This is a genomic window from Buttiauxella sp. JUb87, from assembly GCF_004361975.1.
GTDB classification, from domain to species: domain Bacteria; phylum Pseudomonadota; class Gammaproteobacteria; order Enterobacterales; family Enterobacteriaceae; genus Buttiauxella; species Buttiauxella ferragutiae.
Genome location: NZ_SNVY01000001.1, coordinates 156,884 through 176,657, shown reverse-complemented (window position 1 = coordinate 176,657; position 19,774 = coordinate 156,884). Strand labels below are relative to the sequence as shown.

At 44.5% G+C, this 19,774-nt stretch carries 21 protein-coding genes; 4 read left to right on the top strand and 17 right to left on the bottom strand.

Annotation, left to right across the window (positions count from 1 at the left end; translation table 11 throughout):
- Positions 1–180 precede the first annotated feature (180 nt).
- From EC843_RS00800 to EC843_RS00745, 12 genes are all read right to left on the bottom strand, one after another.
- A complete protein-coding gene (locus tag EC843_RS00800) occupies positions 181–504 on the bottom strand; it encodes a hypothetical protein (RefSeq protein ID WP_133521389.1) in 324 nt (107 codons plus the stop codon).
- Between the two features lie 66 nt (positions 505–570).
- A complete protein-coding gene (locus EC843_RS00795) occupies positions 571–1,440 on the bottom strand; it encodes an L-ribulose-5-phosphate 3-epimerase (protein ID WP_208111301.1) in 870 nt (289 codons plus the stop codon).
- Positions 1,433–2,209 carry an IclR family transcriptional regulator gene (locus EC843_RS00790; RefSeq protein ID WP_064547035.1) on the bottom strand — a complete coding sequence of 259 codons (777 nt, stop codon included), beginning with the start codon at positions 2,207–2,209 and terminating at the stop codon, positions 1,433–1,435. The genes EC843_RS00795 and EC843_RS00790 overlap by 8 nt, the downstream gene beginning before the upstream one ends.
- Positions 2,210–2,215: 6 nt before the next feature.
- A complete protein-coding gene (locus EC843_RS00785; RefSeq protein WP_064547037.1) occupies positions 2,216–2,860 on the bottom strand; it encodes a 3-keto-L-gulonate-6-phosphate decarboxylase UlaD in 645 nt (214 codons plus the stop codon).
- Positions 2,861–2,862: 2 nt separating this feature from the next.
- A complete protein-coding gene (locus EC843_RS00780) occupies positions 2,863–4,347 on the bottom strand; it encodes an FGGY-family carbohydrate kinase (RefSeq protein ID WP_064547039.1) in 1,485 nt (494 codons plus the stop codon).
- Positions 4,344–4,835 (bottom strand): YhcH/YjgK/YiaL family protein, encoded by a 492-nt coding sequence (locus tag EC843_RS00775; protein ID WP_064547041.1) that lies wholly within the window; start codon positions 4,833–4,835, stop codon positions 4,344–4,346. Before EC843_RS00775 ends, EC843_RS00780 begins: the two co-directional genes overlap by 4 nt.
- A gap of 207 nt (positions 4,836–5,042) precedes the next feature.
- A complete protein-coding gene (locus EC843_RS00770) occupies positions 5,043–5,735 on the bottom strand; it encodes an L-ribulose-5-phosphate 4-epimerase (RefSeq protein WP_133521388.1) in 693 nt (230 codons plus the stop codon).
- Between the two features lie 88 nt (positions 5,736–5,823).
- Positions 5,824–6,798, bottom strand: coding sequence for a DctP family TRAP transporter solute-binding subunit (locus tag EC843_RS00765; protein WP_064547045.1), 975 nt, complete (start codon positions 6,796–6,798; stop codon positions 5,824–5,826).
- Between the two features lie 18 nt (positions 6,799–6,816).
- Positions 6,817–8,097, bottom strand: coding sequence for a TRAP transporter large permease subunit (locus EC843_RS00760; protein ID WP_064547047.1), 1,281 nt, complete (start codon positions 8,095–8,097; stop codon positions 6,817–6,819).
- On the bottom strand, positions 8,094–8,585 hold the full coding sequence (locus tag EC843_RS00755; RefSeq protein ID WP_064547049.1) for a TRAP transporter small permease: 492 nt from the start codon (positions 8,583–8,585) through the stop codon (positions 8,094–8,096). The genes EC843_RS00760 and EC843_RS00755 overlap by 4 nt, the downstream gene beginning before the upstream one ends.
- Before the next feature lie 24 nt (positions 8,586–8,609).
- Positions 8,610–9,611 carry a 3-dehydro-L-gulonate 2-dehydrogenase gene (gene yiaK / locus EC843_RS00750; RefSeq protein WP_064547051.1) on the bottom strand — a complete coding sequence of 334 codons (1,002 nt, stop codon included), beginning with the start codon at positions 9,609–9,611 and terminating at the stop codon, positions 8,610–8,612.
- 621 nt (positions 9,612–10,232) lie between these two features.
- Positions 10,233–11,519, bottom strand: a complete 1,287-nt coding sequence (locus EC843_RS00745) for an esterase-like activity of phytase family protein (RefSeq protein WP_133521387.1) — start codon at positions 11,517–11,519, stop codon at positions 10,233–10,235.
- A 187-nt stretch (positions 11,520–11,706) separates the two neighbouring features.
- Here EC843_RS00745 and EC843_RS00740 point away from each other — a divergent pair, with 187 nt between their 5' ends.
- Complete coding sequence (locus EC843_RS00740) at positions 11,707–13,245, top strand: methyl-accepting chemotaxis protein (protein WP_121813378.1); 1,539 nt, start codon at positions 11,707–11,709, stop codon at positions 13,243–13,245.
- A 69-nt stretch (positions 13,246–13,314) separates the two neighbouring features.
- Here EC843_RS00740 and EC843_RS00735 read toward each other — a convergent pair whose 3' ends face one another.
- The gene (locus EC843_RS00735; protein ID WP_133521386.1) at positions 13,315–14,427 is read right to left on the bottom strand and encodes a cobalamin-independent methionine synthase II family protein; all 1,113 of its coding nucleotides are present in this window, start codon (positions 14,425–14,427) and stop codon (positions 13,315–13,317) included.
- Positions 14,428–14,668: 241 nt separating this feature from the next.
- Between EC843_RS00735 and EC843_RS00730 the strand changes: the two genes are divergently transcribed.
- Positions 14,669–15,586, top strand: coding sequence for a bestrophin family ion channel (locus tag EC843_RS00730; protein ID WP_121813376.1), 918 nt, complete (start codon positions 14,669–14,671; stop codon positions 15,584–15,586).
- Between the two features lie 134 nt (positions 15,587–15,720).
- Here EC843_RS00730 and EC843_RS00725 read toward each other — a convergent pair whose 3' ends face one another.
- Positions 15,721–16,221, bottom strand: coding sequence for a DUF1993 domain-containing protein (locus tag EC843_RS00725; RefSeq protein ID WP_064547062.1), 501 nt, complete (start codon positions 16,219–16,221; stop codon positions 15,721–15,723).
- Between the two features lie 77 nt (positions 16,222–16,298).
- Positions 16,299–16,688: a rhodanese-like domain-containing protein gene (locus EC843_RS00720; protein WP_133521385.1), complete on the bottom strand. Its 390-nt coding sequence runs from the start codon at positions 16,686–16,688 to the stop codon at positions 16,299–16,301.
- Between the two features lie 86 nt (positions 16,689–16,774).
- Here EC843_RS00720 and ftrA point away from each other — a divergent pair, with 86 nt between their 5' ends.
- Positions 16,775–17,773: a transcriptional regulator FtrA gene (gene ftrA, locus EC843_RS00715; protein WP_243739105.1), complete on the top strand. Its 999-nt coding sequence runs from the start codon at positions 16,775–16,777 to the stop codon at positions 17,771–17,773.
- Between the two features lie 70 nt (positions 17,774–17,843).
- The gene (locus tag EC843_RS00710; protein ID WP_064547066.1) at positions 17,844–18,218 is read left to right on the top strand and encodes an RcnB family protein; all 375 of its coding nucleotides are present in this window, start codon (positions 17,844–17,846) and stop codon (positions 18,216–18,218) included.
- 132 nt (positions 18,219–18,350) lie between these two features.
- On the opposite strand, the gene EC843_RS00705 is transcribed toward EC843_RS00710, so the two are convergent.
- Together EC843_RS00705 and EC843_RS00700 are read right to left on the bottom strand one after the other, a co-directional pair.
- Entirely contained in the window at positions 18,351–18,644 is a 294-nt protein-coding gene (locus EC843_RS00705; RefSeq protein WP_064547068.1) for a hypothetical protein, read from the bottom strand.
- Positions 18,645–18,713: 69 nt separating this feature from the next.
- Positions 18,714–19,745, bottom strand: coding sequence for a DUF2157 domain-containing protein (locus EC843_RS00700; RefSeq protein WP_133521384.1), 1,032 nt, complete (start codon positions 19,743–19,745; stop codon positions 18,714–18,716).
- Between the last annotated feature and the right edge of the window lie 29 nt (positions 19,746–19,774).

Genomic DNA, 19,774 nt, shown 5'->3' with positions numbered 1-19,774 from the left:
AGCCTGGGAGTTGCCACCCAATCATGTGCACAACATCAGATTGCAGAAATAACGGTTAGCTCAACTACTATTTAAAAAACGTTGATATATCTCAGATGTCATCGAAGCAAACTGGGATACATCAACGGTTGCAGCTTATCTTATACATACCAGTACACGACATTTGTATACAAGCCGGAATTACTCAACCATAAAGTTCATGTGATGCACACGCAGGTTATATTTTTCAACAATAATCTTAGTTGCATTCATACTCGCGATGCGTTGCTGTGAGTTTAACGCTTGTTCCATCGCATTTTTATCTTCATAACTGTGCTGCATCATCAAAATAACACTCTGATGACACTCAGACTCTATAAATTCTGGCTTACTCAATACAACACCTTTATTACCAGGGAAAGCACGGATAATAGGTGCAATTTCTTTTTCCATATAATTGTAAAAGTCTATTTTTTCTTCATTGTTTAAATCAGCTTCAAAAAAAGCAGTTCTTATAATAGTCATATGTTTATCCTACTGAGTTAATAATTTATCAGAGAAAAAATCCGAATGGTTTATTGTTTGAATAAATTAAAGATAAAAGCCTGCTTTATTGGCTGTTTCTTGCAATGTCTTCTTGGCTTCTTTAATGTTTTCAAACCATTTGTCATCTTGAGCCCACATTTCAATAACAAAAGGTGAGCAATAATCCATAGCGGCTAGAGTTTTAAAAATTGAGAAAAAATCAACCTCACCTTCACCAATCACTAAGTCGCGGAACTGGCCTTTAGACGTACTAGAAACACGACGAGTATCTTTTAAGTGGACTTGAATAATATGGTCTTTTGACAACATTAACTCAGTACACACATCATAATTCCAGCCAGTTATATTCCCCACATCAGGATAGGCCATGAAGTAAGGGGATGGGATTTCACGTTTCAGAACTTCAAATTTACTTAACGAGTTTAAATATGGCGTATCCATAATTTCCACGCCAAGCATTACACCCGCTTTTTCTGCCATTTTCGCAGCTTGTTTCATACCATCAATAAAGCGCAGGTGTGTACTCTCAGATTGAGGTTCATAATAAACATCGTAACCTGCCATCTGAATGCAACGAATACCAAGTTTATAGGCTAATGTGATCGCCTTTTCCATAATAGAAAGCGCTTCCAGGCGAATAGTTTCGTCCATAGAGCCAAAGGGAAACTTTCTATGCGCGCTTAAACACATGGACTGCAATGGCATGCCATGCTTTATGCATAAATTACGTAACTCATATATCTCTTCATCAGACCAGTCCAGTCGGGCTCTTCGCTCATCTGTCTCATCAACTGAAATTTCAACGAAATCAAAGCCAGCATCTTTGGAGTAGAGTAATCTATCTTCCCAACTTAATGTTGCTGGCATTGCTTTCTCATAAATCCCTAGCCTGTATTTTTCAGTAAAGTTAATCACTTGATCCTCCATAATTTAAGTGCTGTTGAATTCTATCAGTAAATACTTTTACTTTATCAGCGATCACCGAATAACCAATTTGCCGCATTTTAGGTGTCAATGTAGACACGCTCACCGCATAAACAGGTGTGCCATTTTTGTCAAGGATGGGAACGGCTATACAGGATATTCCAGCCTCATTTTCTTCATCATCAATTGCATAACCTCGGACTTTAATCTGCCCAAGAGTATCAAAAAAAGGTTCTTTGTCTAAAATAGTGTTTTCTGTTAATTTCTGCATGACACTGGAGTTTCGTTGCCAATATGACTCTTTCACCGCATCAGTACTAAATGCTAAATAGCACTTACCTGCTGCAGAACAATACATAGGTGAATGCAATCCAACATAAGTACGGGTTCTGAATGAAGCATCTCGAGGTTCAAGTTTATCCTGGAAAATTATATTATCTGCATCAAAGGATAAAAAATTAACGGTTTCATTTAATTCAGAAAGTAATTCGGATAGGTAGGGTTTAACAACCCCAGTAACGTCTGAATTCAATGCTGCATGGCCTAATTGCATCAACTTCATCGTCAAACGATATTCTTTTCCTGAAAACATCTGGGCAACATAGCCAGATGACTCAAAGGTAGAAAGAACTCTATGAATAGATGACTTATTAAAGCCCGTCCCCTCAGATATATCTTGTAAAGAAACACCGTTAGGATACTGCCCCAAATACTCAAGGATAGTTAAGGCTTTAGATAGTGATTTAATTTGCTCACTCATAAATGTCTACCAATGTTTTTTAATTTCACTATGAAAATGTTGAGCGATATCTGGACCATCTGAATCAGCTAAAGCTCTACCGGCAATAAATGCTTTAACATTGATGCCCTTGAATAAATGAATATCTTCCGGAACAATGCCACCCGTGACGGAAAGCTCTAATCCTAATTCAGATAGTTTTTTAAGTTTTACCAGATCATCTTCTGTCCAGTTTACTCCAGCTAATTCAGCATCACGAGATCTATGGTAAATAGCTTGTCTTACTCCCATTGCTACCCAATCTCTTGCATTATCATAGGTCCAGTTACCATAAAGCTCTATTTGAACTTCGCCTTTAAACTCATCAGTTATCTTTTTAGCTGCGCGAATAGTTTCTATATGTGCAGCAGCACTGACAGTAACCCAGTTTGCCCCTGCCTGCATGGCTAAACGCGTTAAAATGGCGCTGGCATCAGTAATTTTCATATCACAAACAATGATATGGTTTGGATACTTTTCACGCAAAATAGCGACGCAATCAATACCATACGAAAAGGCTAAAATGGTACCAACTTCAATAACATCTAAATCTCTTGATACCAATTCAACAGATTTTAATGCAGATTCAATCGTTGTGGCATCAAGAGCCATTTGCAGTAAGGGCCTGGTCATCTTCATGATTCCTCGAATTCTTTGAAAAGTTGTACAAGCTTCTGATATTTATTATATTTATTCTGGAATTTGATAAAATTATCAGAATCTGGCTTAAATTGCACTGTTTGTGTTTGAATATTTTTAACGCAATCACTGACAGTTGGATATTCATCGGCGCCAACCATAGCAACAATAGCCGCACCTAACGCACCGGTTTCATCTATATTTAAGACTTCAACCGTCATACCGCTCAAATCTGCTAGCATTTGCATCCATGTTCTACAAGAAACAGGGCCCCCTGTTACTTTCAGAACTTTAGCCTCTGGAAATCTAATACGCATTCGTTCTAAATGAACATTATGACAAAATAAAATACCTTCCCATATTGCCTGGATTATATGTCCTTTGGTGTGGTGCGCTTGTAAACCATAGAAACCAGATTTGAGACCTAGTCCCTGATTAGAACCATACAAAAATGGAACAAAAAACACACTGCTAGATGCAACCTCTAGATCTGAAACCAAGGCCTCATTATCTTTATGATTAAAGCTACCATTTTCCCCAAGATAGTTTGAAAACCACTCATAATTCCCTGCCGAGGTAGGGCTCGCTTCATGTATAACATATTCATCAGTGATTGCATGACGACCATAAACGAAATTATATTTTTCTTGAGTAATTGATTTTGTAATCCCGGAGGTTACTGCCCATGTCCCCATTACATAATTAAGTGAATTTTCACCAGAGTTAATACCTGAGCATAATGCCGTTGAGACTACATCAAATAGGCCACCGAAAACAGGCGTTCCAGCAGACAACCCTGTTTCTTTTGCAACCTCTTCAGTAATATAACCACCGATATCATTAGAATTAATTATTGGTGGTAATGCACTCCATACTTCTTCAATGCCAAATAAATGTAATAAATCTAAATCATACTTTCCTGTATGGGCATTAAAAAAATTACTTTCAGACATATTAGTAATTTCAGCGGCAATGACATCTGTAAAACGATAACGAAGATAGTCATGAGCCATCAAGATTGAACCAATATTGCAGTAAGTATCGGGCTGATTATCTTTAAGCCAGCGAACAATCGATACAGGATGTCCAGTCCATAATGTCTGTAATGTTTTTTGATAAACAATATTTGGCAACCCTTCACTCATCCACTTTTTCACTATTGGTAATGAGCGTGAGTCTGAAGACATAATTCCTCGTTCTAAAGCATGCCCTCTTTTATCAAGTAAGTAAACACCTTTACCTTGTGCCGAAATGCCCAATCCTTTAATTTTTTTTGGGTCTATTGCCGTTACGCTTAATAATTCTTTAATTGCAATGACTGCATCATTCCATAATGCATTCAGATCACGTTCGACCCACCCTTGCTTTTCATTAATAACACTCGCTGATTTTCTTACTAACCCATGCTGATTGCCATGCGCATCAAACAGGGCCGCTTTCATAAAAGTCCCACCGGAGTCCAAGCCAATGTAATAATTCATAGCACCCCCGCTAATAAATCATTATGTATCTTCACCACTAACTTTCTAACAAATTCAGGTTCTTTATTTATTACATTTGTTATATGAACTACATTTGGTGTAAATAAATAAAAATCACCAGGCATTGCATTCATAATGTTTAAATTAACACAATCAGACTCATAGAATAAAATATCTCTTGTATCATTATAATCACCGAAGTGTGGATGATTTCCTGTGTCTATTGACCAAGCCATTAACTCGGTGCCTGACAACAAAATTTGTAAGTCTGAGTGATACTTATGAACTTCCGGGTGAAAATCAGAAAGTGGACTCGTATGGTACTCCAAAATCACAAACCAGAGTTTCTTTGAGTCATATCCATCAAGTTCATGCCTACCAAGAGGCAACGAACTTAAATCAATTTCATTTAATTTTGACAATACATCGTTCACCACAAAAGGATAACTTTCCGATATTGAATTTTTTTTAACATTTCCAACCAACATATAATTATCCCTTTTACAAATAAGATGAAGAATTAATGACAAAATTTGAACATTATTTTGATAAAAAACCTACTACGCAATCAAGAACCTTACTTGTTCAGCATGATTAGTTCGTATAACAAACCCAAAATCATTTAATGTCATGCTCAGCATTTAGCACTGCTCCATAGAGATTAAATATCAACAAATTAACATCCTAACTGATGACTATTTTTGACCATAATATGAGTTTTTACCATGCTTACGATTGTAATGCTTATCTAATAAAGCAGGATTGATCATTATGCTTTCATTAATCACCCTGGTAGAAATGGCCATTGCCGCGACTTCCTCCAAAACAACTGCATTATGCACAGCATCAAAGGCATCTTTCCCCCAAGAAAATGGAGCATGGCCAGCGATAATGACACCAGGCATAGCATGAGGATCTAAATTATTTTTGCTAAATGTTTCAACAATGACTAACCCTGTATTTTTTTCATACTCAATATTGATTTCATCATTCGACAACTGTCTGGTGCAGGGTACATCACCATAAAAATAATCTGCATGTGTAGTTCCTAACGCAGGGATATCTAATCCCGCTTGTGCCCACACAGTTGCATTACGTGAGTGAGTATGAACAATACCACCAATACCCTTGAATGCTTTATATAACTCCAGATGTGTAGCCGTATCACTTGAGGGATTTAGATCCCCTTCAATACGATTGCCATCTAAATCAACAATAACAATGTCATTGACATTCATAACATCATATTCAACACCAGATGGTTTTATAGCAATAACACCTCTATCTCTATCAATTTCAGAAACATTTCCCCACGTGAAAGTTACCAGTCCATATTTCGGCAACTGGAGATTGGCTCTTAACACACGTTCTTTTAGATCATTAAACATTTAACACCATCCGTTTAGTTAAATTAAAGAAAATAAATAGTCTAACTATGCACCAACAGGAAGACTATTTATTTAATACCGTTGCAGATTATTGAACTGCGGCTTGAATTTCCTTAATCATGGCATCACCATTTGTTTTGATGTAAGAGTTCCATGCTGGTTTTGCGGCGACCTGGAATGCAGCACCATCAACGTCTCTATTCACTTTCATTCCGTTTGATTCAAGCTCGCTGATCATTGTATTTTCTTTTTCAATACTCAACTTACGCTGCAAATCTACGGCCTCTTTAGCAACATCAGTAATGATTTTTTGATCTTTTGGACTCAGCGTATTAAATTTTTTATAGTTCATTGTTACAACTAAAGGTGAATATGCATGCTGTGTCAGGCTTAGGTATTTTTGAACCTCATAAAATTTAAATGAAAGGGTCACACCTAGAGGATGATCTTGCGCATCTACAACACCGGTTTCCAACGCGCTATACAATTCAGCTACAGGAAGTTGCTGTGGATTGGCTTTAAGCTCGTTAAACATATCATTAAGTGCTTTAGAATCATTCACACGCATCCGCAAACCAGAGAGATCTGTTGGCTCTTTAATTGGTCCACGATTGTTAGTTATATTACGATAACCATTTTCTGGATACCCCAACCCTTTCAGGTTCAGTGCTTCCATTTTTGAAAATATTTCACTCCCTGGTTTTCCATCAAGTGCTTTATATGCTTCCACTCGGGTTGGGAAGATAAATGGTAATTCGAAGGCAGCCGCTTCTGGAATTATGCCTGAGTAGTTATTCAGCCCAACCATGGAAATATCTACAATGCCAGAACGTGTTCCATCAATCATTTGCTTATCATTACCTAACTGGCCTTGAGGGAAGACATTGACTTTAATCTCCCCATTAGTCCGTAATTCTACTTCTTTTTTAAAGAATAATGACATATTTTGCTGAAGGTCTGATTCAGGCGCTGCATGAGCTAATTTTAATGTGGTTTGGGCAATGGCTGATGAACAAAATGCCAGAGTTGATACGATTCCAACTATTTTATATAAATTTTTCATACTCTCTCCTTAGTGTAATTAACCAATTACAAGTTGCATTGGTACTGTAATGATTTCCGGAAACAGAACGAACATCGTTAAAAGCATCAAGTATGCAGCAATAAATGGTATAACCCCTTTAACCGCTGTAGACATTTGAACTTTAGCAACACCACATACTACATTTAATACCGTGCCAACTGGTGGTGTAAGTAGGCCTATCGAACAATTAATAACAAACATTAAACCAAAGTAAGTTGGGTCAATTCCAGCCAATTTTACGATTGGCATTAATAATGGGACCAGTATCAAAATTGTTGGACTTAGATCCATTACCATGCCGACACAAAGTACTAGCAACATAATGACGGCCATTAATAATCTTGGACTATCCACCAACGGTCCTAACATTTCGGCTAATTGTTGTGGCAACTGAGCAACTGTTATCAACCATGCCGCAACCATCGCACAGCCGACCAGGAACATCACCATAGCTGTAGACCTGCCAGCCGCCAATAAAATGTGGAAGAATTTTTTAAATGTCAATTCGCGATAAATAACTGTCGATACGAATACTGCATATGCAGCTGCAACAACAGCGGCCTCGGTTGGTGTAAAGATACCAAAGCGAATACCAACAATAATAATGATTGGTAGGAATAATGCCCAAATACCATCCTTCAATGCTGCTCTTTTTTCTTCTTTACTTGCGCGTTCTACAACATCTAATTTTTCTTTTTTTGCTATGTGTCCCCAAACAAGCATCAGGGTTAACCCCATTAGCAAACCAGGAATAATACCGCCCAAGAATAAGTTTTTAATAGAGATGCCACCGGCAACACCAACGAGGATTAATGGTATCGATGGTGGAATAACTGGGGCGATAATACCGCCAGATGCCAGCAATCCCATTGACGAGCCTTCAGGATATTTTCCAGCCTTCATCATTGGGTAAAGGATACTTACCAATGCTGCGGCATCCGCCACCGCGGACCCAGATAAGCCAGCCAGTAACACAGAGGTCAATATTGCGACATAACCAAGACCACCTTTTCTATGCCCAACATACGTAGTTGCCAAACGAACTATTCGTGTAGACAAACCACCCGTTGACATGACCTCCCCTGCCACTAAGAAAAATGGAATAGCTAGTAAAGTGAAACTATCGACCCCATTCAGCAATCCTTGAGCTAGAATATCTGCACTAAACATATCCATATGGAACATCAATGCGATGGATGATAATAACAGTGCAAATGCAACTGGCAAACCGAGCAGTATTGATATAATTAGTACTGATAAAAATATCGCCAAAGTCATTGTTTACTCTCCATCTCATCTAAATCCAATAACCAATCAGGGCTAATAATTCGGACAAGTGCAATGATTGTCATTAATGCGCCGGATACTACACCTGCTAATGCGAATAGTGCCGTTGGTAATCCAGTCAGTTGTGATACATCTTGCCAGGTTGACATCATCTGTTGATGTGAACCGATTAATAACATTCCCACTGATACTAAAATCACCACTGAACAAATGCGTCTTAATATTGGTACGCATTTAGGCATTAATTTTTCTGTAAATTCAGCAACAGCAAGATGCTCGCCTCGACGTAATACAACGGCAGCACCGAGCATTACAACCCATACAAGACCTAAGCGAGATAATTCTACTGATGGACGTAAACCTGAAGAAAATCCATAACGCAAAGCTACATTGGTAAAAACAAGTACGATCATGCAAGCTAAAATGGCAGCCATAAATATATCGATGCAGTCCCAGACCCACTTAAATACTTTTCGCATAGCGCCCTCCTGGTTTCGATATTTTTACAATGATTTAATTTGTTCCCAAATTTCATCATGAATTTCGATCCCACCGGCTTTTTCGTGTTTATCAATAAATTTTTCAATTTCCGAACCAGCAATCATAACTGACCCGGTTTCCGCTGGTTCAGAAGCTAATACATAATCACGAATGCGCTTCATTTCATTTGTAAATTGGTCTTTTTCAATAGTTCTGGAGAGGTCAATTGCAATTAAAAATTGAGATACACCAAATTCCCCGCCCATATCCTCGGTCAATGCAGGCACAGAATTACCGCCAGAAATGGCTGTCAGCATCATATCCAGCACTATTGCCATAGAAGATCCTTTCCAGAATCCCATTGGCAGTAATCGCTTATTCTTCCATAAAACATGAGGGTCTGAAGTCAGTTCGCCGTTATCATCAAAACCACCAACAACAGGTAACTTTTTATCTTCAAGGACATAATTTTGAAGTTGCCCGTAGGAATACTGACTCATTGAGCAGTCAACTAAAACTGGTGGATCACCAGCAATTGCCATAATTAGAGGGTTTGATCCTACTCGGTGGTCTTTTCCGCCCCATGCAGGCATCACTGCAATAGAGTTTGTTGAGGCAATACCAGCAAAACCCTCACGGGCCATTTTTAAAACATACGTTCCACCGCGCATCCAATGATTAGAGTTGCGCATTCCGACCATGCCAATACCAAACTCGCGAGCCAGTTCCATTGCACGCTCGGAACAAATCAAACCATTCAATACACCAGGACCAAATTTACAATCCCATTGCTCAAGTGCGCCCATGCTGTTTACACATTCAGGGGTGTTGTTTAACTGTATTTGTCCCTTATCTACTTGATCAATAAACACAGGGAAGCGATTTATACCGTGTGAATAAGTCCCTTCATTTGCCATTTCGACAAAACCAGCAGCAAGTTTTGTCGCCATTTCAGGCTTCATATCCCTGGCCAGCAAAACGCGCTCATATTCTTCCTGCAGTTTCTTAGTTGTCACTAATGCCATTTTATTATCCTGTAAATTCCATAATGCGGAATCAGGACTATCTATAATTCCGTTTTCTTTGTCATTATTTCCATTTGGGTTTCATGACAACATGCACAAAAAAACATCTTTTGTGATGAGTATCACCAGTAACTTGTTAAAGAAGTGTTGAAATTTTGCTTGTAATAAGCTCACTAAAAACACATATCGATTACAAGAAAATCACAAAACAGAAACGTGACAATGAAAATGAAGAAACAAGTTAGTAACAAATGGAATTTCATCGCGGGATTTTGCATTGCACTACACTGGATTTATCAGTTCGGACTGTGCCTGAAGTACTGCACAACAAGTCATTCGCCAAACCCGTAAAGAAAAAGATGGCAGCCGGGTACACCTGTATCAGGCATTTGACTTACTCTGCCATGATGCTCGGCTCAGACATATTGAGGATGAACGCAAGAAAAGTATTTTTGAGGTGTGCTAGCAAAAGGGACACTTTGCTTATTAGTGTGTCCAACTTTCTGGGTTTACTGCAAAATTGGTGGATGTCACGTGCACTAATCTCCCCTACAAATCCACAGCAACAGAGGTTTTTGTAGGTCGGGTTAGCGTTAGCGTCACCCGACACATTTCGAATAATTACTTCAAGGCTTCCGGCAACTTAATCACCCACAGCTCGTTTTGCGATTCGGGTTTCTCCAGCGGTTTTATGGAGACTTTTGTGGCATCGGACTTGTCCACGACCGATTGCAGACCGAAATCGTTGTCATTAATCACCGCGATGGTTTGGTTATCGATCAGCGTCATACCTTCAGCTTTCTCTTGCTGCCAGCCGAGTTTACGCAAATCGACCACCTGCTTTTTCTCTGCCAGTTTGATGCCACGCGCTGTCAGTTGTGCCGCATCATCAAATTCAGGCGCTTTTTCTTTATCGAATGTGCTCAAGTCGCTAGCCTGGCTGAGATCGACGACATAAACCAGATTGCGCATTACTTTGTTTTTATCACCTCCCTGTTCGATTACCAGCAGGCGGTTATCGTCCAGCGCCACAATGTCGCCAATTTTGGCGTCTTTGGCTTTCTTATAAACATCGACATCAATTGGGTAGCCATACATCACGGTTTGCCCCGTTTCCGGGTTGAAGCTCACCAGTCGAGTAAACTGCGCACTGTTTTTACTTTTACCGTCGATATCCAGCGTGCTTTGCACCGCCGCAATAATCCGCCCATCAGGCATCCGCGTAATACCTTCAAAACCACGGTTAGCCTGGCGCCATTTCAGGATATTCGGTAATCCACCCGCAACACCCTGCTCGCCTTGTTCTGCCTGCGGGCCGTATTTTTTGAGGATTTTTCCTTTGCCGTCGATGTTGATAATGAACGGGCCGTATTCATCGCACAGCCAGTAACCGCCTTTGCCATCTGGCGTAATGCCTTCGGTATCCAGCCCGCGTTTGTCGCTCGACAATGGCTGTAAAGTATCGCTGAGCGCGATTTCATTGGTCGCACCAATCAACCCTTCCGGCAGTGGCAAACCGCTGATTGGGCCGTTTTCGTCGTGCAATGCATGGGCATCAGTCGCCAGCGCTTTGCCATCAGCCACGCGGATGGTCATCAGCAGCGGAGTGTATTTAGGATTGGCAAAAATCTTTGATTCTTTGTCGCCGACTTTTGGTGAATCAGCATTGGGGCCGCGATCGGTAACGGTGGCAAAAAACAACTTGTCACCCTCTTTACCCATAAACTGCAAACCCGATCCCACCCCAACCGGCAATCCATCAGGGAAATTAGCAGCATAGGCGCCCTGATATTCAACATGGTCACCTTGCGGAAATGTGACAATGTAACGTTCAACTTGCGGATCTGCCGCCTGACTTGCCAGAGGGAATAAAGAGGTCAGTAATAACGCAAAAGGTTTTAATTTCATGCTGTTCGCTTCTCTTGTTTTTGGTCACCCATTTTGGTTTTACAAGATATAAAGCAGCCACATGACACAAGTATGACTATTCTCTGGCGTGATTATTTCCGTGGCTAAATATCCCGCCCTTCTTGCCGATAACCTTGTTGTACTGGCTGAAACGAGTCAGATTATTTTTTCAACATAAGGGTATCGCATGTCCGTCAGGCGTTTTTCGATTTTAGTTTTCAGTACATTACTGATTATTTTTCTGGTTAGCACTGCATCCAACATCTGGTCATTAACTCGTAGCAATCAATCTCTGGATAACGTCAACCGCGAGATCCGCGTGGTGTTATCGGTCATTGACCCTATTAACCACAGCCGCACGATGCGTGTTCGCGCTATGGAAGCGTTAGAAGAACATGAGCAAGGGTTGAGTGAGCAAGGGAATACCGCACTCACCGGGGCGCAGGGGGTGTTGGTGAAGGCCAACTCTGCGTTTCAGGCATATCTTGATGCACCGAAACAACCAGGTGAACAAGTGCTGAGCGATGCTTATCAGAGTGCATTTGTTAACTATCGCGAGCAAGGTTTGCAACCGTTGCTTGATGCCGTGAAAGCCAACGATGCCGCGCGAGCTCGCGCTCTGGTGACGTCTACACTGCCACAACTCGACAGGCAATTTGAGGTGACGCTGGATAAACTGCTGGCATTTCGTCAACAGCACGCCCAGCAATTGAACCAGGATGCGCAGGCCAGTTTCAATCAGAGCCTGATGAGCATCGCTGTTTTTGCCCTGCTGTTCGCCGTAATTCTTGGCGCAGTATTCTGGCTGTTGAAAAAACGGGTATTGAACGAGCTGGATAAGGCGAAATCACACTGTACGGAAATTGCTAACGGCATGCTGCATACGCCGATTGTCGCCACCGCCAAAGATGAAATTGGCGCGATGATGCGCGAACTGGAGCAAATGCGTGTTTCGCTGGCGAGTATTATCGGCCAGGTACGTGAGTCGAGCCAGACCGTGGCTTACGCCTCTGAAGAGATAGCCGCAGGCAATACCGACTTGTCTGCCAGAACCGAAGAACAGGCGGCATCACTGGGTGAAACGGCGGCCAGTATGGAGCAGCTTACCGTTACGGTGAAACTGACCTCTGACCATTCACATCAGGCCAATAAACTGGCAAGCGGCATGTTGGTTGCGGCTAATGACGGCAACGAAATCGTCAGTGATGTGATTGATTCAATGCGTAATATTGAGTCCAGCTCCAGCAAAATCGATAATATCATTAGCATCATTGAAGACATCGCTTTCCAGACCAATATCCTGGCGCTGAATGCAGCGGTAGAAGCCGCGCGGGCTGGCGAACAAGGGCGTGGATTTGCCGTGGTCGCATCTGAAGTACGCAACCTGGCGCAGCGTTCGTCCGTGGCCGCCAAAGAGATCAAAGAGTTAATTGAGTTGTCTGGTGAGCAGGTGAACATTGGCAGCAACCTGGTGAACCGTGCAGGCGAAAGCATGCAGCGTATTTCTAACGCAATTAAGCAAGTGACCAGTTTGATGGAAGAGATTGCGGTGTCTACCGGAGAACAGAGCCGTGGCATTGAGCAAATCAACCAGGCCGTGGTTCAAATGGATGTGGTAACACAGCAGAACGCCGCGTTGGTGGAACAAGCTTCCGCTGCGGCGATGTCACTAAAAGAGCAGTCACAGGCGCTAAATGAAACAGTAGCGGTATTTAAGCTGGCGTAAGTATTGTGAAAGTGGTGGATGACGCGCAAGCGCGTATCCACCCTACAACACCGAATCCGACAAAACCGTTTACCACACCTTTTGGGCAAGCTCCGTCACCAGACGAACTTTATTCCACTGCTGCTCAGGCGTCAGGCTATTGCCCTCTTCGGTGGAGGCAAATCCACACTGGGGACTCAGGCAAATTTGGTTGATATCGACATATTTCGCCGCTTCTTTGATTCTGTCTTCAATCAATTGTGGGTTTTCCAGCTCACCATTCTTGGTGGTGATCAAACCTAAAACCACCTGCTGATGACCCGGACGCACAAAGCGCAGCGGTGCAAAGTCGCCCGAACGATCATTGTCGTATTCAAGGAAGAACGCATCGACGTTCACGCTGCCAAACAGCACTTGCGCAACTGGTTCGTAACCCCCTTCTGAAATCCACGTTGAACGGAAATTACCGCGACAAACGTGCAGGCCGATGGTCAAATCGTCCGGTTTGCCTTCCAGCGCTTTATTCAGCACTTGCGCATAAATCTGTGCGAGTTGGTCTGGATCATCACCGCGAGCGCGGATTTCTGCACGCTGGGCGTCGGAACATAAATAGGCCCACACGGTGTCATCAAGTTGCAGATAGCGGCAGCCTGCGACGTAAAACGCCTGAATTGCATCACGCCATGTGGTGGCGAGATCGTCAAAATACTCTTTTAAATCAGGATATACCGTACTGTCGATGGCATTGCGGCCACCACGGAAGTGCAGCACACTCGGGCTTGGAATGGTCATTTTCGGCACTGCGCTACCGCTGATGCTTTTCAGATAGCGGAAATCTTCCAGCATCGGATGCGAACCAAACCCCAGTTTACCGATGACGCGCACGCTGTGCGCTTTGGTTTGCACGCCGTTGAACTGAATGCCCTGCTCAGATTCATAACGCTCCACACCTTGCAGACCGTCGAAAAAGTCAAAATGCCACCAGGCGCGGCGGAACTCGCCATCCGTCACCACATGCAGGCCACAAGCGCATTGCTGCTCAACTGATGCGCGGATGGCGTCATCTTCCACTTTACGCAACTGAGTGGCGTCAATCTCACCGGCAGCAAATGCCTGACGGGCGTTTTTGATGGTGGCTGGGCGTAAGAAGCTACCGACAATGTCGGCACGGAATGGCGCGCGATGTGGCAAAGAGTGTGGCATGTGATTTCTCCGCTGACCTGGCTAACTAATTTAGCGAGGTGATAATTCATGGTTTGAATATTTAGCCATCTGGACGGCCATATTATGTAACGGAGAATGGCAGATGCGCGACTTGAGGACAAACGAAGATCTTTCATGGTTATTGAAAATAATTCATGTTGTTAACCCAGTGTGAAGTGTAAGTTGATCTGCGTCACAGTTTGCCGTTAAATATGATGTCCTGTTTTTGAGCCTCCTGATTATGATTGTTCGTCCGCAGCAACACTGGTTATTCCGCTTATTTGTCTGGCATGGTTCGGTTCTACAAAAAATCTATTCGCGCCTGCTGCTGAATGTCGCGTTGTCGATCAGCGTGATTTTCTTTCTACCGTGGTATGAAACGCTCGGCATAAAACTCACCATCGCACCCTTCAGTATTCTCGGCGTGGCGATAGCGATATTTTTGGGTTTCAGAAATAGCGTCTGTTACGCCCGCTTTAACGAAGCCCGTACGCTGTGGGGGCAACTGGCGATTACTCAGCGCTCATTATTACGCGAGATCAAAAGCCTGCTGGGCAACCATGAAAACCAGGTCACGGAGTTTGTGAATTTGCAGATTGCGTTTAGCCATGCTCTGCGGCTGACATTGCGTAAACGCCCGCCTGAAGAAACACTGAAAAAATTCCTCACCAATGATGACTTACAATGGGTGATACAAAGCCACGCACCTTGTAATCGCGTATTGCTGTTGATGGGAGACTGGTTAGCCGATAAGCGCAAACAAGGCTTAATTTCCGACGTGGTGTGGAGCGCTTTGAATCATCATCTTAACGATCTTTCGGCGGTAGCCGGAGGTTGTGAGCGCATCGCCGGTACGCCAATCCCGTTCGCCTACACGCTGATTCTGCATCGCACTGTGTATCTGTTTTGTATCATGCTGCCGTTTGCACTGGTCACCGACCTGCACTACATGACACCATTTTTGTCGGTGTTTATTTCCTACACCTTTATTTCGCTCGACACGCTGGCAGAAGAACTGGAGGAGCCGTTTGGCACCGAAGACAATGACCTGCCGCTGGATGCCATCTGCAACACCATTGAGCGGGATTTACACGATATGGATGAGAATGAGCATCTGCCCGAGAAGTTGCGCCCAAATCGCCATTATCGGCTGAGCTAACAATACCCGTCATACTTCGAGTTGATGATGCATTGGCTATGTTCGCTCACCCAATTCACTTAGTTGACTAAGCTCATCGGGATTCGCTCTCTTGCCGCCTTTCCTCAACTCGAATTATTTAGGGTATAGGTAGATTAGATTTGGCCCACAAAATCACGTTTGCCTAACGGCACGCCCGCCTGGCGCAGGATGTCGTAGGCAGTGGTGAAGTGGAAATAGAAGTTTGGTGTGGCAAATTTATACACGTAGTTGCGCGCGGTGAAACGCAGTTCGTGCTCGCGTGCCATCACCACAATTTGGCGCTCGTCATCACCATCGAGTTGCGCATCGCTAATCCCTTTCATGAACGCGATGGTGGCTTCGATACGCGCCTGAAGCTGCGCAATCGTGGTTTCGTTATCTTCCATAACTGGCGCTTCAACGCGGCCGAGGCGTGCAACGGCACGTTTTGCCATATCGGTGGTGATTTGCACCTGGCGCACCAGCGGATACATGTCTTCTGCAAGTGCCGCCGTAAGCAGGCTCTCTTCCGATTTGCCGTTCTCTTTCGCCCACTGGGCGGCCTTCTCAAGGATGGCAGACAAATTGGTTAAACCAAGAATGAACTGCGCATTAGTTTCACTGTAAATCGACATTGTAACTTCCTTTAGACATGACAAAGTGATGGCAAGATTACACTCACTTCTCGCCTCACGGATAGCGAATTCCGCGCTCAGGCGAAGCTAAATCCTTCATCTGCCCAACCGGTAATCCCACCAATCATTATTTTCACCGGACGCCCCAGGCGCGCTAATTTTAGCGCCGCGCGGTCTGCTCCGTTGCAATGCGGCCCGGCGCAATAAACCACAAACAAGGTATCTGCCGGCCACTGCGCCATGCGCTCAGCTGATATTTCACGATGCGGCAAATGTAGCGCTCCAGCAATGTGGCGACGGGCATAAGCTTCAGGGCTGCCGACAACATGCAGCAGCACAAAATCCATATCCCCTTCTTTCATCGCGCTGTGTACATCATCGCAATCAGTTTCAAGGTTCAGGCGCTGAAGAAAATGAGCGGCGGCAATTTCTGGGGCGGCAGCGGGAAAATCAGTAACGTGACTCATAAAACCTCCTCGTAGTGGTGAGATCTCACTATAGAGCGCAGCGTGTAGCTTGACGTATGGCAGAAATGACAGATAACGTGAAGATCATGACAATCGTTCGGGATACACCGTTGCAAAACCCTCTTGTTGTTGCACTAGCGTATGACGGCCTGTGCACCTTTGAATTTGGTGTGGCAGTGGAAGTGTTTGGCCTGCCGCGTCCGGAAATGGGCGATAACTGGTATCGATTTGCGGTGGCGGGTATTGAACCTGGTGAACTCAGAGCGACCGGTGGCATTCGCCTGGCGGTGGATGGTGGGCTTTCTCTGCTGGAGCAAGCCGGAACCATTATTGTACCTGGCTGGCGCGGTGCCGACGCACCGGTTCCCGAAGAACTCTGCACAGCATTACGTGCGGCACATTCGCGTGGCGCACGGATTATGTCGATTTGTTCCGGTGTGTTTGTGCTGGCAGCCAGCGGTTTGCTCAATGGATTACAGGCCTCAACGCACTGGCGTTATACCGAAAAGCTGCAACAACGTTATCCTGATATTCAGGTGATGCCGGATGTGTTGTATATCGATAATGGCTCGGTGCTGACATCCGCTGGCAGTGCCGCAGGCATTGATTTGAGTTTGCATCTGGTGCGGCGTGATTACGGCCAGTTTGCCGCCAACAGCGTGGCACGCAGGCTTGTCGTGCCGCCACATCGCGTCGGCGGCCAGGCGCAGTTTATCGAACAACCGATACCTGCGGCTTATGAAAGCCAGCGCCTCAGCCCGCTATTTGATTTTTTGCAAAGTCATCTTGCCGATGAGCATACCGTTGAGTCACTGGCGGCGTTTATCGGCATGAGCCCGAGAACTTTTTTGCGCCGTTTTGCCGCGACTACCGGCACCACACCCTCACGCTGGTTGCTGAACATGCGCCTGACACGCTGCCGTGATTTACTGGAAAGCAGCACGTTGTCCATCGACGACATTGCTGAGCGTGTCGGCTTTGGCAGTGCCGCCACATTGCGCCATCATTTCCGCGCTAAGCTGTCGACCACTCCCGCGGCATACCGCAAAGCATTTACTTCAGGTAACGAAAAAATGATTACTTGACGCTAAACAACGTGATAGAGATAACGGCATTATTTTATTAGTTCAGCAGATGAATTTATCTGGAGTAGATATGCGTAAATTGAATGTGTGGTTTTTTTCTGCGGCCCTGATGGCCGGTTCTTTACCTATGGCGTTGACCGCTCAGGCAGCAGATGCTCCGGTTGCAACTCCTGCTGCAGAGGCTCCGGTTGCGGCCCCTGCACCACAAAACTCTTATGAAATCACCGAGTTCCATGCCGATTATAAGCCATTCAAAATTGGCGACATCGTACCGGATCTGTACCGTACTAAACCCTATCAGATTGATGCCTGGAAAATCAGAAACCTGCCAGCCCCGGAAGCGGGTAGCCACTGGACGTACATGGGCGGCAACTACGTGTTGATTAGCGACGCGGAAGGGAAAATTTTACGCGCTATGAAAGGTGAGATTTTTTATCAGCACTAAGTAACCGCAGAACAAACCGAGACTGATGCTAAACCTTTTCGTAGGTCGGATAAGCGCTAGCGCCATCCGACAACACCTGTCTAGTGACCCCGGTAATCCACCGGGGTTTTCTTTTATCAGGCAGGCAATAGTTTAAGCACTGCGCATGGTTTTAATCTTCGAGTAACCGTACTCAAAAATCATGTCAGTGGTACACATAAAGACAATCACATCGCCCGACCCGCACTCTTCCAGAGTTTCGTTTAACTCCGTATCAAACTCTTTTGACAACTGCGGCATCAGCATCTGCATATCGCCTGGATAGTCCTCATCTTCGTCTGCTGGCATATCTTCAATTTTTGAACCGCGCACCACATAAACCAACACGTTTTTGTCGTTGAACACGATTGGCGCACGCAGATGCTTGCCCGTAGGATGCTTAGCCATTTTGTTACCCTTTTGCTAATAGCCGAAATTTGGCGCTATCCTCGCAAAAGATGAGGAGAAAAGACAGTCTCAGTGTGACTTTCCCGCTTCCCCCACTCGCCAAATTCTCTCGGCATAGCGCCCGACAAGCGCCAGTGAGATGGCCAGTAACAGAAAGAAAATCACCTTATTGGTGCCGTCCCAGAACAGTTCGAAATAGCGCGTGTAAAGATTAATCCCGAGGAAGGTTAACCCAAAACCTCGCAGCATGCCGTCGTCGGTTTTCAGGCTAATCCAGATACACGCCAGTGCCGCGAGCGCAAACAGCAGCGACCAGTGCAGCAGTTCAATTTGGCGCACGCTCTGCCAGATATCGAAGTCGTAATTGCCAAAGATCGACAAAATCCATAACGCGATAAACAGATACAACAAGCCCATCGCTTTGCTGGTGTTCAATAAATTACGCTGCTGTAAGGGCTTTTGCAGCAGATAGCAGGCGGCAAGTAATACGCCACCAAACAACACAAAACGAATCGGGTAATTCATACCCAGCCAGTAAGCGCCCCATCCTGACGCGTAACCTGTAGATGTCCCAAAATAGCTACCCAACGACAACAGGAAGAACAGCCAGATCAACCCCGAACGGCTCAGGTAGCCAATCGCGGCGTAAATCGCACAGCCCAGTAAAAATAGCGGCGCAACGTTCCCGCTACCGTTATCCAGCGCCATACCCACTTGTGACAACGTGAGTGCAGTGAATAAAACGCCGAGGAACATGATCGCTTCGTTGCTGTAGCGCTTTTCTGGCGTGTGTTTCTGGCGACGAAAGCCCCAGAAGTAACAAGCCGTGGCAATTAGCGCCAGAATAATGGCACGGGTGGCATAGCCAAAATCAAACAGTAGCGCCACTAAATACTCATCGGCGACCAGGCTTCCAATGGCGATAATCGCGCAAGCCAATGCAATCCAGAAGGCGTAACGGCTTAACCGTTGCCAGTCAAAAAGTTGCGGCGAGAGATGTTGTTGCAGCCGCTGCTGCTCTGCCTCGTCAATAACCCCCTCCTGACGCCAGCCGTCCAGGGTACGCAGGACGATTTTTTGCTGTTTGCGTGTCACTTTCATATTGGTTTTCCTTGCCAGATTATTGACAT

Bases quoted from the DNA above. Each gene is read 5' to 3' on its own strand.
- EC843_RS00720 (WP_133521385.1), bottom strand. From the start codon at position 16,688: ATGAGTCACGTTACTGATTTTCCCGCTGCCGCCCCAGAAATTGCCGCC.
- EC843_RS00705 (WP_064547068.1), bottom strand. From the start codon at position 18,644: ATGGCTAAGCATCCTACGGGCAAGCATCTGCGTGCGCCAATCGTGTTC.
- yiaK (WP_064547051.1), bottom strand. From the start codon at position 9,611: ATGGCATTAGTGACAACTAAGAAACTGCAGGAAGAATATGAGCGCGTT.
- EC843_RS00785 (WP_064547037.1), bottom strand. From the start codon at position 2,860: ATGACCAGGCCCTTACTGCAAATGGCTCTTGATGCCACAACGATTGAA.
- EC843_RS00770 (WP_133521388.1), bottom strand. From the start codon at position 5,735: ATGTTTAATGATCTAAAAGAACGTGTGTTAAGAGCCAATCTCCAGTTG.
- EC843_RS00745 (WP_133521387.1), bottom strand. From the start codon at position 11,519: ATGAAATTAAAACCTTTTGCGTTATTACTGACCTCTTTATTCCCTCTG.
- EC843_RS00765 (WP_064547045.1), bottom strand. From the start codon at position 6,798: ATGAAAAATTTATATAAAATAGTTGGAATCGTATCAACTCTGGCATTT.
- EC843_RS00725 (WP_064547062.1), bottom strand. From the start codon at position 16,221: ATGTCGATTTACAGTGAAACTAATGCGCAGTTCATTCTTGGTTTAACC.
- EC843_RS00735 (WP_133521386.1), bottom strand. From the start codon at position 14,427: ATGCCACACTCTTTGCCACATCGCGCGCCATTCCGTGCCGACATTGTC.
- EC843_RS00800 (WP_133521389.1), bottom strand. From the start codon at position 504: ATGACTATTATAAGAACTGCTTTTTTTGAAGCTGATTTAAACAATGAA.
- EC843_RS00760 (WP_064547047.1), bottom strand. From the start codon at position 8,097: ATGACTTTGGCGATATTTTTATCAGTACTAATTATATCAATACTGCTC.
- EC843_RS00700 (WP_133521384.1), bottom strand. From the start codon at position 19,745: ATGAAAGTGACACGCAAACAGCAAAAAATCGTCCTGCGTACCCTGGAC.
- EC843_RS00730 (WP_121813376.1), top strand. From the start codon at position 14,669: ATGATTGTTCGTCCGCAGCAACACTGGTTATTCCGCTTATTTGTCTGG.
- EC843_RS00780 (WP_064547039.1), bottom strand. From the start codon at position 4,347: ATGAATTATTACATTGGCTTGGACTCCGGTGGGACTTTTATGAAAGCG.
- EC843_RS00740 (WP_121813378.1), top strand. From the start codon at position 11,707: ATGTCCGTCAGGCGTTTTTCGATTTTAGTTTTCAGTACATTACTGATT.
- EC843_RS00755 (WP_064547049.1), bottom strand. From the start codon at position 8,585: ATGCGAAAAGTATTTAAGTGGGTCTGGGACTGCATCGATATATTTATG.
- EC843_RS00790 (WP_064547035.1), bottom strand. From the start codon at position 2,209: ATGAGTGAGCAAATTAAATCACTATCTAAAGCCTTAACTATCCTTGAG.
- EC843_RS00710 (WP_064547066.1), top strand. From the start codon at position 17,844: ATGCGTAAATTGAATGTGTGGTTTTTTTCTGCGGCCCTGATGGCCGGT.
- ftrA (WP_243739105.1), top strand. From the start codon at position 16,775: ATGACAATCGTTCGGGATACACCGTTGCAAAACCCTCTTGTTGTTGCA.
- EC843_RS00775 (WP_064547041.1), bottom strand. From the start codon at position 4,835: ATGTTGGTTGGAAATGTTAAAAAAAATTCAATATCGGAAAGTTATCCT.